Origin of the sequence: Bradyrhizobium agreste (assembly GCF_016031625.1) — a bacterium.
Taxonomy (GTDB): Bacteria; Pseudomonadota; Alphaproteobacteria; order Rhizobiales; family Xanthobacteraceae; genus Bradyrhizobium; species Bradyrhizobium agreste.
Genome location: NZ_JACCHP010000006.1, coordinates 131,851 through 147,042, shown reverse-complemented (window position 1 = coordinate 147,042; position 15,192 = coordinate 131,851). Strand labels below are relative to the sequence as shown.

Sequence of the window (15,192 nt, the reverse complement as noted above, 5' to 3'; positions counted from 1 at the left end):
GGCTCTCAATTCGGCGCACGCGATCGCGCATCCACGCCTACGGCTTCGGTCACGATGCCGAGGCTCACCTCGAGCGGTGTGCATGATGCTCGCATCGTGGCAGAGGAATGTCCCGTCGCCCTCGTCTACGACGGAACGACCGCCGCCGTCCTGATGGCCACACCCGCCGATCTGACTGACCTCGCCCAGGGATTCAGCCTGACTGAAGGAATCATTCACGATATCGGCGAGATCGAGGAACTCACGGTCGTTCCCGGCCCCGAGGGCATCGAGCTGCGTCTCTGGCTGCGGCCCGACGCGGGGCGGCGGCTGAAGGAGCGACGGCGGCACCTCGTCGGGCCGACGGGCTGCGGCCTGTGCGGCATCGACAGCCTGCGCGAAGCGGGCCGGATCGCGCCGCGCGTCGAGCACGGGTTGTGCCTCTCCTCCGAACAGATCGGCACGGCGATCGCGGCCCTCACCGACGCTCAGGTGCTCAACCACAGCACCCACGCGACCCATGCTGCGGGTTTCTTCGAGCGGGACCAAAAAACCATGCTGGTCCGCGAGGACGTGGGCCGCCACAACGCGCTCGACAAGTTGGCCGGCGCTCTTGCCATGGAAGGACGATCCGGATGCACCGGCACCGTCGTCCTGACCAGCCGGATATCGGTCGAGATGGTGCAGAAAACGGCAGCGATCGGCGCCGGACTCGTCATCGGCATGTCAGCGCCGACCGCGCTTGCAATCCGAACGGCGGAGGCCTGCGGCATCACGCTCATCGGTATCGCGCGAGGAGACACGTTCGAGATCTTCAGCCATCCGGCGAGGGTCGCGACGGCTACGGCCGCGGAGCGGCCTCTGGTGCCGCCGCGTCGAAGCGGACTAAGATGCCATGTTGGTGCGCCAGCTGAAAGGCGCACCCACATCAATCATGCACCGCTTCAAATCAGCAAGTCATGAGGCGCAGGTACAGTGACGTGATGCGGACTGCTATTGCCGTGGTTGGCCGCGTGATCGTCCAGTGCATTGGGCAGGATTTTGACCAGCATATCCGGGTTGGTCGCATGAGCGGGCTGGACGTGTGGATCGAGCGGAATGTGGATCTCCTCAGGCTCAACCGCGGCGATGAGAGTGAAAGGAGTTGCATCGCTATCGAAGCGGAACACCCGCTCTTGATCCGCGCCACCGGTCTCGAACGCAGCTTTAGCCGGCTGTGCGGCTACTGATGCGATTGCAGCAGGTGGCGTAGTCTGCTGCGAGTTTCCGTTTTCGGCGCTATCGCCTTTTGCGGCGCCCCATTCGGCGATCTCGGTTGCTGCTGATGCGTCTGCAGGGGTCGAGGGTAAATTGTGTCCCGAATTGCCGTCCTGCAGGTCGGCCAGTTTTGCCGTCGTCACTGCTGCCGACGCGCTCGCGTCCGGAGCTCGATGATCGGCACCATCGCCGACACCGTTGCCGGTTATGAAGTCAGTTTCAGCCAACTCGGCAGGTGCCGCCGCCTTTGCGGGTGCCGGCTCGGTAGCGTGTTGCGTGCTACCGCGGTCCGCGCTACCGGCCGTTGCAACACTCTCATCTGCTTCCGGCCCGTGGGCAGAGGTCGAGTGCCCCCATTTGCTGCTGTGATCCGCGAGGCTAGGCTCTGCCTTCTTCGCTGACTCAGGCGTATCGGCCGGAGTCCAGGAATGATGCTCATTATCATTGTCAACTCCGTTGTCCGGTATGGCCTTCGCTTCGGCCGTCTCCGTGGCGGCCTTTGCCGACCCTCGCTCCGACGCGTGCAAGTTGCTGTGGTCCAGGCCACCTGGTTCGGCCGTTGTCGCTGGCACTGACAAACCGTCCGAAGCCAGTGAATGACGCTCATCGTCATTGCCGGCGCCCGGTTTGGACTTCACTGCGGCCGTCTCCGTGGCCGCCGTGGCCGACCCTTGCTCCGATGCGTGCAAGTTGCCGTGGTCGCGGCCGCCTGGTTCAGCCATTTTCGCTGGCCCTGGCGAACCGTCCGAAGTCAGTGAATCATGCGCGTTGTCATGGCCGGCGCGATTGCCCGGTTTGGACTTCACTTCGGCCGTCTCCGCGGCGGCCGTTGCCGACCCTTGCTCCGACGCGTGCAAGTTGCCGTGGTCGCGGCCGCCTGGTTCAGCCATTTTCGCTGGCCCTGGCGAACCGTCCGAAGTCAGTGAATCATGCGCGTTGTCATTGCCGGCGCGATTGCCCGGTTTGGACTTCACTTCGGCCGTCTCCGCGGCGGCCTTTGCCGACTCTTGCTCCGCTGCGTGCAAGTCGTTGTGGTCGCGGCCGCCTGGTTCGGCCATTTTCGCTGGCCCTGGCGAACCGTCCGAAGTCAGTGAATCATGCGCGTTGTCATGGCCGGCGCGATTGCCCGGTTTGGACTTCACTTCGGCCGTCTCCGCGGCGGCCGTTGCCGACCCTTGCTCCGACGCGTGCAAGTTGCCGTGGTCGCGGCCGCCTGGTTCAGCCATTTTCGCTGGCCCTGGCGAACCGTCCGAAGTCAGAGCATGACGCTCATCGTCATTGCCGGTGCGATTGCCCGGCATGGACTTCACCTCGGCCGCATCTCTGGCGCCCGCCCCCCTTGCAGACATTTGCTCGGGAGCGTGCCGTTGTGCCCCCTCGCGGTCGCCGCTGTCGGTTGCCGCGAAGCTCGATGCACCGAACTCGGCTGCTTCTGGTGCGTCTGTAGAGCTTGAATGCACCGGCTTGCCATGTTCAACGCGGTCTGTTTCTGCGGTCTTCGCTGATCTTCCCGAAGGATCCGAAGCTGGGGATTGATGCTCGTTCTCATCACCGACATTACTCCCGGGTATGAAGCCGGCTTCTTTCGGCTCCGCGCTTGTTTCCTTTGCAGGCCATGGCTCCAGAACATGCTGTGAGTTACCGCCGCCCGCGTTACCGGCCGCTGCGATGCTAGGGCCGGTACCTGCATCGATCCGCCGACTATTCAATGTGAGACTTTCAACCGCCGTGACCGCCGCAGCATGAGCAAGCACGATCGGTGACACGCCAGCCGACCCGTCGGCTCCATCGACGCCCTTTTCCCTGGTGCGGGCCGGCGCGAATTCGGTCCTCAAGCCGACATCAGCCTGAATGTCCCAAATTCCAGCGGTCCCGAGTGCACTCTCCCTCGTACCGACAAAGGTATTGGCACTGTCCATACTCAGAACAGTCTCGTTGGCAGCCAACGATATCAGCGCCTCCTCCAGCTGCTCCAAGGTGAGAGCGGCGGCCGCGGCCGTCGGCCGGCCGGCTAAATCCGCTTCTGCAATGGATACAACCCCCTGCAGATGGATTTCCAAAAGATCGCGATCCCCGATGTCCAGAACATGATCGGTCGCATTCACGTAGACGATCGTTTCATTGCTTGCGGGGTTGAAAATCCAAGCGATGGTGTGTGGCGGTATGGACTTGCTTGCTGCTGTCATATGAAGCGCGGCAAGGGCTCCGAAAGCCGCAAGATTGATCCTGCTCGGCCCAGATGCGAAATTGAAGCTAGAGCTGGAAGAGGTAGAATTGGACTCGAAGCTGTCGAGCGGCGCTTTGGCCGGGTCGTGCGACAGCGATGCCAAAGAGGGATCGCTCAATGCGCAGATCAACGCACCGGTGAGAGTGGCGAAAGTACCGTACCCCGCGTGAATCAAGGTCGGATTGGATGTAAGCCGCGAGACCCCGGTAGGGTCTCCTCCAATCTGCGCGTCGTTCATTCCCCGCAGGGAGGCCGTGGCCAGATCAGGTGTGCTTGATCCAGCAGAACTGTAGTCCTTCGACGATTTCGAGCCTGCGGATTGCTCAGCGGTGCGCAGCGCTTCCATTGCCGATGCCGCGATTGAGATTTGGCTCGCCCCGACAAAAACGCCTCTCTGGGTGAGCGCTGGCTTCTCGTCGGATTCCGCGACGATGACGCGGAGAATAGCTCGCTTCCAGAACTCATATTCGGCATGCTCCGCTGCGGAGCCGGTGCTGTCGTCATTCGGAAGCGTGTCGTTCGCCTCCGACGCCTTGAGTTCGTCCGCAATGGCGACCGCCAGAAGGGCCAGCGAGAGCATGCCGAACCCGGACGGGCGTTGTAGCAATGCGCGGGTGGCGAGCACCGTCCTGTTGGTTATTTCAAGCTTCTGAAATATGTTGTGCAGGTGGACTTTAACGGTGCCATCGGAAACGTTTAGCTGGTGCGCGATCTCCTTGTTGGACATTCCTTCTGACACAAGCCGTACAATTTGACGTTCGCGCGGCGTCAATAGCTCCAATTGATTCTCGATTTTGCTGCTGTCAGCGTCCTCGGCGGTTGGCGAGAGATCGGACTGCTCCAAAAAGCTACGCTTCGTCATCGATCGCAGTGATCGCAACATAGCGTCCGGTGCGACATGCTTCGCGATTGCATCGCACGCGCCAGCAGCAATGGCCGAGGTTAGATCGTGGTCCGTGTCGGATTCGGTAAAGAACACCAGGCGCGTGGGCAGGCGCTCAGCTTTGGCAATGGCGAGGATCTCTGATGCCGTCAGATCTGGCAGGGTGTCAGCAAGAAGTGCAACGTCGGGTGTCAAATTCCGGATCGCTTGGATGCAGCTCGTCCCGTCGCTGCACGACGCGACAACGTCGAAGTCCAGCTGCGCCCCGAGTACCGACTTGAGCCCCTGTAGAACGATCGGCTGCCGGTCTACGATCACAAGCCGGGTGCGCTTGGGTATCCGCTCTTTCGCAGACGTGTCTAACATGGACCCTGCCCGACCCGGCCGTCTATGTCCTTCGGCATATAGCCGAGACCGAGTGAGGACATTAAAATACAACGAATAGAATAAAGGAAGAGATTTAATCTCTTTTAACCATACTTAGAATCGTTAATTTCGACGTGCAAATGTGCTCATTTGCCCGAAGTCTGTTTATTTGCCCGAACAGCACAGCGACGCCAAAGCCGTTGGTTGGCTTCGAGGGGCACTCGGTCAGGTCACGGCCGTCATTCCACGAGTGTTAGTCCTGCTGGCCAGAACACTATCTTAGAGGTTGTTCGTCCTGAGACGAGACTTTCAGAGCGCGCTCGCGATCCACACCTGGCGCTTCACCACTCGCAGCCGAACAGCTGTTTGGAGAATGAAGAATGATCGTTGGCTGGGATGCTGTTCGGGCGCCCCGGCTACCATCGGCGAGCTGACTGCATTAATTGCGCGTCCGCGACAGGTCTGCATGAGCTGGCTGGAGTCGCGGACGCAGGCTGTTCGTGCGATTGTCAGACCAGCGCATGCTAGCCTTCATCGCAGGAACCATATCTGTAGCTGCCAGTTAGCTGCTCTTGAGCTGGCCCGCAGGAGAGCAGCTCGACAAGCCTGCAAGCATCCGTCGGGGGTTGATCCCGTGATGGACCACGCGACCAGAGTTGGTAATCGTTTGTTAGCAGCGTTGCCGCCAGCGGATTTTGCTTTGCTTGCGCCTCATTTGCGGAAGATCGTGATCGAGCGCGATACGGTGCTCGTCCGATCGGGCGATCGGATCGAACATCTTCTCTTCCCCCTGAGCGGCGCGATAGCCACTATCATGGAGCTGCCGAACGGGCAGACAGTTGCCACGACGATCGTCGGCCATGATGGGGCTGTGGGTCTGACCACAGCGCTTGGCGCATCCCACTCGCCCACGACGGCCGTTGTTCGCATCTCGGGGGCCGCGCTGCAAATATCACCCGCGCAATTCCTGGCAGCGCAACAATGCAGTCCCGCCATCGGAGCGATGGTGCAGGTCTTCACGAGATCGTTGTTGACGCAACTCCAGCACGTGGCTGCCTGCAACGCGTTACATTCCGTTGAAGCCCGCATGGCGCGCTGGCTGCTTCACATTCACGATCGGGCAAATGGCAGCGATCTCCTCCCGCTGACCCAGGAAACGTTGTCGGAATTGCTGGGTGTCCGCCGCACCACCGTCACACATGTCGTGAGCACGATGCGGGCATCAAGAGCACTAAGATCCAATCGACGTGGCCAGCTTGAAATCGATCGGCCGCGGCTCGAAGCTGTGGCATGCGAGTGTTACAAGGTCCTGAGCCGCAGAATCGATCGGATAATCTCGCATGGCACGGTGGGGCTCGTTCATAGGCCTCCAGCGCGGAGCGCCTCCCGCCCGCCTGGCAGCCGAATAGCCGGGACAGGCTGTTAGAACCAGTTCGTTTTCGCGAACCACCCGCAAGTACCCTCGCCATTCGGCAAAACCGCGCGAGGCCCGGTCGCTGCAAACGTCCAATCCTGCTTGGCAATTTTTTCGGCTTTGCGGCCGGCTTCCGGCCGAAGCGAACAATCGACGGAAAAGTCCCGTCATCCATTCGCCTCGGGACGCTCGTCACAACAGCCCGACGTCTTGCGAATAAGCAGTATGGGCATGAGCTTTGCCTGTGCGAAGCTGGAAGGTCCGAGCTGGGTTATTGGCGGCGCCCGCCTTGCGCAGCTTGCGCTGAAGATTTTCCTCTCGACCTACCCGCTCTCTGAGCCTTTCAAGTTCTGCGAGCTGTGCGACCAGCGCCTCGAGACGTTCTCGAAGCATAGCCGCAGAGCCCTCTACTCGAACGCGGGTATTCATGACGCGCCTCCTGATGACTTGAGGAGAAGTTGCTCAGTGATGAGCCGGGAAAAGTATGCAATTCCAACACAATCGCGCTAACATTTGGCATGTTGCACCCGCAAAACGCGCTGCGGCGGCGCAAAAAGGGATCACTTGCCCGGACGCTTAAGCATGGGAAAAAGGTCCAGCCTGCCAAACCATACGGTGGCCCGCAGGCTCACGCATGGGCTGAGAAGTCTGCTATCGGCGGGATTCGGTTGCACTCGAAATCCTCGTGTTAGCTCCCGGACAGTCGGCCTTGCGCTTTTCCTCGTCTTCTTCTGCGCAATCGAGCCCACCAGTTGCGTTTGGGATTCCAGAGCTGCCGCCAGTTGCGAAAGGCCCTTTCGCACCGCCTCCGCCACCACCAGACCCGCCACTACCGCCAGATCCGCCACCGCCGGCTGCCCCTCCGGGGCGAGATGATCCAGCAGAGCGACCGCCAGGCGCTCCCCCGCCCCCTGATGACCCGCCGCTGGAGCTCCCCGGCCCTGACACGGACGACCGGTCGTTATCGAAGAACGACCGCTTTTCGTCCTTCTGCGTCACTCCATGCAGCCCCCCCGAGCCTGCAATGGCTCTTGAGGTCAGGGAAGTGGATAGAAGCAGAGTCATCACTGGGGGTGTCACGGCCGCAAATCTTCCGCAGGTTTTCAAAAACGCCCGCCGGTCGTCATCTTCGTTGCCGTCCCGGGTCACAACGCGCTCTCCTCGGTTTAAAATTATATTTACGGTATTATATATTAAATACGCTTTCAACCGATAATTTTCTTTATGTGACTGGCGTTATTTAACGTGCGCGCCGCGGGTTGATCGTCGGCAACTTCCGTGCTCGTTATTGCACTTCCTGGTGCATTCCCGCCGTTCAGGCGCAGTTTCGGAGTTGCGCACGCCATTTAATTCGATTAATTTTTGTTTAACAGGTCGAGCGCACGACTCGATTGCAACGGAGCATTACGATGCCACTGCAATTCCATCGGTCCGTCCGGGACATGGAGATCTGGAGCGCGACCAGCGAGGGCTTCTCGTTCGTGATCAGCTTCGGAAGCCCGAGCGGCCCCGGCTTTCATGGACGCGCCGGCTATTTGGCGAGTTGGCGTCCGCTCCACAAAAACCAGGCCGCAATCAGGATTGGCGGTTCGCCCTTTCGAACGTTAGCCGAGGCCGAAAGTGCCTGCAGCGACATGGCTGGGCATCTGGCGCCACGATAATCCCCCGCGCGCACGCTCCGGAAGAAGCCAGACCTCCGGTCATTTCACGCTCGCCGGATCCTGAGGCAACAGATCAGGGGGATCCATCTCACGTGGCGCAGCATGCAGCTCGTTTCGCGAAATCGCCATTGCCGCGAGAACCGTGCGATTGCTGATGTCCAGCTTTTGGAAGATATGATGAAGGTGGACCTTGATCGTACCGTCGGCAATGTTCAACCGACGTCCAATCTCCTTGTTCGATAGACCTTCCGACACGAGCCGCATGATTTGCCGCTCCCGGTCCGTCAGTTGCGTCAGGGGCTTCTCATCGGGGCGGGCCTCATCATTCGCTTGCCAGGCGCTCGGCGAGGCCGCTGCTCGGCCCTGGGCGGCTTTCCGCAGGGTTGAGACCAGCATCTCGGCATCCGAATCCTTCGAGAGGACGATGCAGGCGCCGCTCAAGGCCAGCCTTTGCAACTCACAATCGGCCGCGACACCGGCAAAGAAGACTACCGCGGGACCTGGGGCTGAAACGTTCGTAGGAGCGAGAATCTGCTGCCGGCTGACATCTGGCAGCGCAGCATCGACGAGCGCGACGTCCGGCACAAGAAATCGGATTGCCTCATTGCAGCTTGCACCATCGCTGCAGGACGCAACGATCGTAAAATCGCGCTGCGTCGCAAGAACGCTCCTGATCCCTTGCAAAACGATCGGATGTCGATCCGCGATGACAATTCTGGTGCGGTGCATGCTTCCCCTGCCTATCGCTAACAACCCCCCGTGCAGCCGTTTAATCCAACAATCTCTTCGAAATGGGAGGATGGCCAATCCGCTCGGCCATAACGTCACACCGTCTCAATCCCGGACAGCCCGGCATTCGACGGCTGCGCCACGGTAACTTGACCGCCAAATATGCGCAGCACCGTAAGAATGCGGGGCTCAAAATTCAGCTGCAAGCTCCTCGACGGAAGGAGCGTTCTTTCGACAACGCCTGATAGATTCAATCAGCAAATTCCCCCAGAGAATGTCGTCAACGCACGGATCGGCTGCTCTGTTTATGATGGTCAACATCCAATTAACTTCGTTGGCACCGTTATTACCAACGATATATTGGGCCATTCACGATTCAAATCTAACATTCGACGAAGTTTCGATGAACGCGAGACCGTTTCAAAAAGCCGCGCTTTTGAAGGGAGGAAAAGTAATACTATTCATCAAGGCGAAGTTGGGTACGGAAGTACGAAATTGGCTGCGTCGCATAGCCCGTGTAGCAACGATGAAAACCGGTCACTCAAATTGTAGCTGCATCTTCGTTGATTCAGCAACTTCAATGAGCGGTCATGGAGGGCGTCGTTGGCAATGAGTAGGTGGTCACATGTATTCTTCAGCAGTTTTGCGTCAAACTCATCAGGCTCTCATCGTTCAATTCACTGAATTGCAGAACTTGCGTAGTCGCGTGTTGAAGGCCGAGCAGCGATTGCTTGCGCCGAGGCGACGAGCCCGCGGGCGGAGGGCGCTTGGGAAGCGAACACTCGCTCGGAGGCAGGGGCCCAGCCGGTAACTCCGACTACCGCGTTGCACACTGGCGCAGCCGCGCGAGTGGATCGTGCTTGCCGGACCCCGGTTTGACCTGATAATCCCCCCTCCTGTTTCGGTTCGGAGGTAGTGGGGACGGCTTCCATGGAGAACGATGACTGGGCATCCATGACCACAGCCGAGCTGTGGCGACTCTACGATGAGGTCACGGCTGTTCTCAGTCGCAGGATGACCGCGGAAAAAGCCAAGCTCGAAGAGCGGCTTCGCAAGATTGAGGGGACGGCCGCTCCGGCGCAGAACGAGCAACGTCCTCGCCGTCCCTACCCCCCAGTGCTGCCGAAATACCAGAACCCGAAGAATCCGTCCGAAACTTGGTCCGGTCGCGGCAAGCAGCCCCGCTGGCTGAAAGCCCAGCTTCGAGCCGGCAAGAAGCTAAACGATCTGCTGATCGATCGCTCGTCCGCGCAAAGGCGACGCCGGACCGGCTGAGCCCCGAATGTCATCGTCGGACCGGCGCTTGCGCTTCTAGCAGAAAGTGGTCCGCCGTAGGCGCCACCTTCAGCGGTTGATATCCTCTTTGTTTCCGCCGTCGTTGCCACCATTTCCGAAGCCATTGTTGCCACGCACAACGTTGCCGCCTGAGGCGGCTATCGCGGCTGACGTCAGCGAGGTGGAGAGCAACAGCGTCACAGTCGGAGGTGTAACCGCGGCAAATCTTCCGCAGTTCTTCAGGAATTCGCGACGATCGTCGCCTTCTGCGTCGAGTTGGGTCATCGGCTCGTCCTGCTCCAATCCAGCCCCGCTTTCAACATAGACCTCCATTATCTTACCTCAAGTTAAATATGTTAATTCAACCATTTTAATGTCGCCTTTCCGCATCGGGTGGTCCACGGCCACTAACCTTGGGTTTGCGAAAAGCACGTAGCCCAAATTCCCTGCGAAGAGGGAGGGAAATCCTTGTGGTTGGGGGCAATTTGGCCAGGGGATTCCACGAAAAAGCCTGCGATTGTAAGCTATTGCGGCACTGGATGCCCAAATCTACAACAGGGGAATCTCTTCTGATGTGATCTGGGAATGGGCGCGCGCTGAACAGGGAAACCGGCAGCCGGGCCGCGATCATTTGATTCAAAACGGTCGGGGCGGAAAAATAACGCCACTTAAATAATTGAAATCCACGAAATATAACCCTAGTTTCGGAATCGGCGGTTCGCCCGGACAAGTATCTCGTTTCCGCTCCGCAAAGCCGTCGATCTTAGATGGACGCAGTCGGAGCAAGTCAGTTCACGACGACGCAAATGGGCTTTCTGATGCATTCAAAGCTCGATCCCGGCATGTCTGATCACAATTTGGACCAATGGCTCGCCTTCGCGCGCGAGTTCTTGCGGGCTCTCGCAGTTCGCAAGAGGAATCAGTTCGATCGGAGGGTGTCGATCGGAGACCTTCTCACCGAGCGCGATGATAACGCCGCAGCATATGGCTTTGGAGAGGGCAGCACGATGTACGACAACGTGCTGGTTCTGGGGCGTGTCAAGGTCGGACGAAATACCTGGATTGGACCAGGATGTATTCTGGATGGTTCAGGTGGAGATTTGCAGATCGGGGATTGGTGCTCCATCTCTGCTGGCGTTCAGATCTACACACATCACACCGTAAACCGCTCAGTTTCGCTCGGCCGGGATCCGATCGATTGCGCGCCCACCTGGATCGGCAATGGAGTCTATATTGGCCCGAATTCGGTGATTCAGATGGGGACAACGGTTGGTGACCGCGCCATTATAGGCGCGAACTCGTTCGTCAATAGGGACATTCCCACGGGCGCGAAGGCGTTTGGCTGTCCAGCGCGAGTTCAACCTGCGTCTAAAGCCACATAATGCAAGCCGCATCAGTTATGCTCTGGCGGTCGAACTCGAAGCTGCTGCCGTAGGCCTCGGGCAAGATCTCATTAGAGGTCACAGTAATCATTCAAGGCTTCGCCGAGAAGCCGAGAAACGAGAGACTTTCTGCATTTCGGCGAACAACAACAACAAGGTCGAGCGTGCGATCCGGTTTTGGCCAACCGCGGTCAAAACAACGCACTGCTCTTCAGGGCGCTTCCGCACGCTCATTCGTTGCGCTAATTTCCGAAGACGCTCGGGGCCAAATGTGCAGGTGTTTGAACCCCATGTCGCGCACCAGCTTTTTGCTAGCGGTTCTTGTCTTGACCGCGACTTATTTGTTTGGAGCATATAGCGCTCGCCATGAACTATTTCCCTTCCCTTTTTTTCAAGCGCTGAAATCGCGCGCGGGCGGGACGGCTCCGGACGATCTCTACACATTTGATCAAGCGGGGCGGCTCGCATCGGGCGATCAGAAAAAAGCTATCACCTGCCCGCAGCAGACGGACCGTACGGCCGTGCTGCTGCTGATCGGCCAGTCGAACGCTGGAAATCACGGGGGGCAGCGCTTCCGCTCGGAACACGGAGGTGCGATTATCAATTTCTTCGATGGGCGGTGCTATGTGGCCGGGTCGCCTCTGCTGGGATCTGACGGCATTAGCGGTGAATATTGGACCGAACTCGGCAACCTTCTGCTAGATCGCGGATGGTTCGACCAAATCATACTGGCGCCCGTAGCCATAAGCGGGGCGGAGATCTCCCGTTGGAGTCCCGGCGGCGATCTGAATAGAGCGATGACCGATACTGCGTCCCAGCTGCAGCAGCGAGGTTATTCTGTGACGCACGTCCTCTGGGTCCAAGGTGAGATCGACTACGTGAAGGGGACGAACGAGAAGGACTACCGCGATCGCTTCCTGTCGCTGGTCAGCTCATTGAGATCTCATGACGTCGCGGCGCCGGTGTATGTTGCCATCGCGACCAAGTGTTTGGGCGCAAGCAACGGCGGAACACGCAACCACTCTGCCGATAACCCGGTCGCGCGCGCTCAATTGGCGCTGCCCGCTTCAGCCGCCAATCTGAGCGGCGGCGTCAATTCAGACGCCCTGCTTGACGACCTGGATCGGTACGACGACTGCCATTTCAGCGCTTCGGGGGAGCGGAAGGTCGCGAGAGCCTGGGCAGACCTGCTCTCACCCGCGCGCTGAAGCAGAGCAGAAAAACTGTGATCGGCGAGGCGGTGATTCAGGGCCCTGTGCTTCCGCGCATCTTGGGACGAGTCGCTGTCGGGGTTTCGGAATGCTAAACTAGAAAGATGCGGTCGCAATCATCGTCCACGCCTCCTTCCGCATTTGTCGCGAGCCGACCAGCCCACGCGCTTGCCCGTGGTGCTCCAAGAAGATCAAGGCTCGCAAACGGCGCGCGCAAGCACCTCGATGAGATCAGGAGATCACGGAAAGGACCGAGCTGGATAGGACCGCAGCTGTCAGCAGCCCTCGTGGTACTATTTGGTCGTACCATTCGATCTTTTTGCTGAAAGAGGTCGCTGCCTCGCAGGAGCGCGCCTCTGAAGTCCAACGCGCGGATCGGCAAATTCGCGTATCTTAAAGAGGTTGGAGCAAGCGTCCCAGTCGACAGCATGGAAAGACCCGAGTAGATCTCAGGCAGGACCGAGGCGGCGAGACCTTGATCCCGAACACTCCGACCAACGCTCAATCGGTGGGACGGCCAAGATCTTCGTCGTGTTCGAGAACCCGCCGATCAGCTCGAAACCGGTGTTCTTTGTCAAAGCGTACGCAGGTAGCTAATGATGGCTTGACGTTCTGTCGCGCTGGCAGCGCCCACGAAATCCATCATGGTCCCGGGGCAGAACGTGCTCGGGCTTCGGAGGAATTCGTCGAGGCGCTCTTCGGTCCATATGCCCCCTTTTCCGCGCAAGCTTGACGAATAATCCGGATAGCTCTCGATCGACGCAATTCGACGCCCCACGATGCCGAGCAGGTCCGGTCCGATCCGGTTGCCACTGATCAGGCTCGACTGGTGACAGCCGCTACACTTCTCCGCAAAAAGAGCCTCACCTGTAGCGCCTTCCTTTGGACGAAGCACGATCAACTTCTGATCGTCCGTCAATAGGATGAGGCTGCCGTCATGGCCCTCGATGAGGTCACGAATCCGACTCCCGATCGTGATCGCCTCGAGGTATTTGACTTGACCATCCCGCACGCGTGCACGAAACAGCGTCGCGGCTTTGAGCGTGCCGATCAACAGATCACCTTGCCAACCCGAGAACAATCCACGCTCTACCCCGATCAAATTAGAAACTGCGATCGATGGCACCCACGCAAATACCGGACCTTCATAGCCTTTCTGCTCCGGTTCGGGCTTGTTGAGCGGCCATGAAAACGAACCATAATCCGTACCATACGTCGCATATGGCCAACCGTAATTTGCACCTTTGATTAGGCGATTGAGTTCGTCGCCGCCCTGCGGGCCATGCTCCGTGGACCATATCGTTCCAGAGGGATCAATGTAGAGGCCCTCTGGATTCCTGTGACCAACGGTGAAAATCGCGGTGTGACCGTCGGCGATATTAATCGCTATCGTCTTACCATACGATGCCGCCGGATCCTGCGAATAAGCGTGAACAGAGGCAAGTCCATCAAAGCCGAAATCACCTACAGTCAACAACAGCGTATCGGGATCGAGGAGCGCCATTCGGCCTCCTCCAAAATAGCCGACAAATGGAATGCCGCGACGGCGATTTTCGCCAAACACTGGCAGACAAGGTGTGGTTTCATACAGAGTTTTCCATTCAGATGGAGCTTCGCCGCGGAGCATCGCCGCGCGGTTTGATTCGAGCAGGGATACGCGCTCGGTCCAACATTCTTCAGCGACATGCCAATATGGATGCGAGACGAAGATGCGTGTACTGACGCCGGCCTCTTGAACAAGCAAGCCATACGTTCGGAACCACTCGGCGTTGAGAACTTCGTGTCCGGCCGCCCTCCTCTGGGCCTCCTGTGGAAGCTTCACGTCAGAGTGCTCGCTCCACGGACGTCCTGCAGCGGCAGAAAAGGCGTCACCGTTGATGGGCACCCGGTACGGGAGCGTCTTCCTCATCAGGCGGCCGCCCGCTTCCCAGGAGAAGATGTGGAGATGACCGTCTCCACTCAACAGAAGATACTCATCCGCGATCCGGGCCAATGCGCCTCCGCGCACCGCTGATGATGGGAATGCTCCCGAGTAGGTATGAACATCCAAGTTGTGGAACTCGGTCGTAATCAGGGTCGATGTGTGCGCCGGTACCTCGGGTGCAAAGCGCACCACGACCGAACCCGTCACCGCTGCAGCTGTCAGCGCGCCAAGCGCCAAAGCTTGGCGCAGCCCCGACGCGCCGACAAAGTAGGGAGCCGGAACCAGCATCAAGGCAGAAATGAAAACACCGAATGTAATGACGCGGGGATAATCGGTTTTGGTGAGAAGAAATCCAAGAAAGACCGCACCAAAAATCGCCACCGTGGATACGGCCGTCCACGCCAACTCCCGCCGGCGCATTGAAGATCGAAGGGAAGATGTGCAGGCGGCGCTCAGAACGAAGGCGACCACAAGACAGCCAAATGGAAGCAACTGGGCAACGGGGGACAGCCACAGCCGAAAACCAAAGCTCAACGCAGGAAACAGAACCAACAGCGCCGTTGAAACACCATACCACAACAGCAAGTAGACCCGTAAAGGTCGTGCATATGCTTTTGATTCAACTTTTACTCCAGCGGCTTGAGGGGCGATCCTGGGCCGCGAGGCGAGTTCCTCTACGCCATTGTTTCCCTGTCGAGCAAGAGGACCGCCCTTCTCCAACAGAACAGAGGGCCGAGATATCATCGAGTGCCCCTTTTTTAGCGAAGAACGTCGCTCCGCCTGGCTCGGCATTATAAATTGCAAACTCCGGCATTTAATATTTAAATCGCGCATTAAATGTAGTCAACCGATACGAGACGCAAACTGGCGCTTTTCCGGGCGCA

At 58.8% G+C, this 15,192-nt stretch carries 10 protein-coding genes and 1 pseudogene; 5 read left to right on the top strand and 6 right to left on the bottom strand.

Annotated features, from left to right (window positions below; all coding sequences use genetic code 11):
* Positions 1-54 precede the first annotated feature (54 nt).
* Positions 55-942: a formate dehydrogenase accessory sulfurtransferase FdhD gene (gene fdhD, locus HZZ13_RS10900; protein ID WP_197959608.1), complete on the top strand. Its 888-nt coding sequence runs from the start codon at positions 55-57 to the stop codon at positions 940-942.
* Here the strand turns inward: fdhD and HZZ13_RS10895 are convergent.
* Positions 924-4,712, bottom strand: coding sequence for a LuxR C-terminal-related transcriptional regulator (locus tag HZZ13_RS10895; protein ID WP_197959607.1), 3,789 nt, complete (start codon positions 4,710-4,712; stop codon positions 924-926). The two genes, fdhD and HZZ13_RS10895, sit on opposite strands and share 19 nt — an antisense overlap.
* Before the next feature lie 637 nt (positions 4,713-5,349).
* On the opposite strand from HZZ13_RS10895, the gene HZZ13_RS10890 reads away from it, so the two are divergent.
* Positions 5,350-6,138, top strand: a complete 789-nt coding sequence (locus HZZ13_RS10890; protein ID WP_197959606.1) for a Crp/Fnr family transcriptional regulator — start codon at positions 5,350-5,352, stop codon at positions 6,136-6,138.
* Positions 6,139-6,318: 180 nt separating this feature from the next.
* Here the strand turns inward: HZZ13_RS10890 and HZZ13_RS10885 are convergent, their stop codons facing one another.
* The 3 genes and pseudogenes from HZZ13_RS10885 to HZZ13_RS10880 form a co-directional block, all read right to left on the bottom strand.
* Positions 6,319-6,555, bottom strand: a complete 237-nt coding sequence (locus HZZ13_RS10885) for a hypothetical protein (RefSeq protein ID WP_197959605.1) — start codon at positions 6,553-6,555, stop codon at positions 6,319-6,321.
* Positions 6,556-6,927: 372 nt separating this feature from the next.
* Positions 6,928-7,275 (bottom strand): annotated as a pseudogene (locus HZZ13_RS36750) (hypothetical protein); the annotation flags it as partial.
* Between the two features lie 551 nt (positions 7,276-7,826).
* Complete coding sequence (locus HZZ13_RS10880; RefSeq protein ID WP_197959604.1) at positions 7,827-8,516, bottom strand: response regulator transcription factor; 690 nt, start codon at positions 8,514-8,516, stop codon at positions 7,827-7,829.
* Between the two features lie 930 nt (positions 8,517-9,446).
* Here HZZ13_RS10880 and HZZ13_RS10875 point away from each other — a divergent pair.
* On the top strand, positions 9,447-9,791 hold the full coding sequence (locus HZZ13_RS10875) for an H-NS histone family protein (protein ID WP_197959603.1): 345 nt from the start codon (positions 9,447-9,449) through the stop codon (positions 9,789-9,791).
* 69 nt (positions 9,792-9,860) lie between these two features.
* Here HZZ13_RS10875 and HZZ13_RS10870 read toward each other — a convergent pair whose 3' ends face one another.
* On the bottom strand, positions 9,861-10,124 hold the full coding sequence (locus HZZ13_RS10870; protein ID WP_376707028.1) for a hypothetical protein: 264 nt from the start codon (positions 10,122-10,124) through the stop codon (positions 9,861-9,863).
* 473 nt (positions 10,125-10,597) lie between these two features.
* Between HZZ13_RS10870 and HZZ13_RS10865 the strand changes: the two genes are divergently transcribed.
* Together HZZ13_RS10865 and HZZ13_RS10860 are read left to right on the top strand one after the other, a co-directional pair.
* Positions 10,598-11,173, top strand: a complete 576-nt coding sequence (locus HZZ13_RS10865; protein ID WP_246504376.1) for an acyltransferase — start codon at positions 10,598-10,600, stop codon at positions 11,171-11,173.
* Positions 11,174-11,463: 290 nt separating this feature from the next.
* On the top strand, positions 11,464-12,381 hold the full coding sequence (locus tag HZZ13_RS10860; RefSeq protein WP_197959602.1) for a sialate O-acetylesterase: 918 nt from the start codon (positions 11,464-11,466) through the stop codon (positions 12,379-12,381).
* 577 nt (positions 12,382-12,958) lie between these two features.
* On the opposite strand, the gene HZZ13_RS10855 is transcribed toward HZZ13_RS10860, so the two are convergent.
* Entirely contained in the window at positions 12,959-14,893 is a 1,935-nt protein-coding gene (locus HZZ13_RS10855; protein ID WP_197959601.1) for a PQQ-dependent sugar dehydrogenase, read from the bottom strand.
* Positions 14,894-15,192 lie beyond the last annotated feature (299 nt).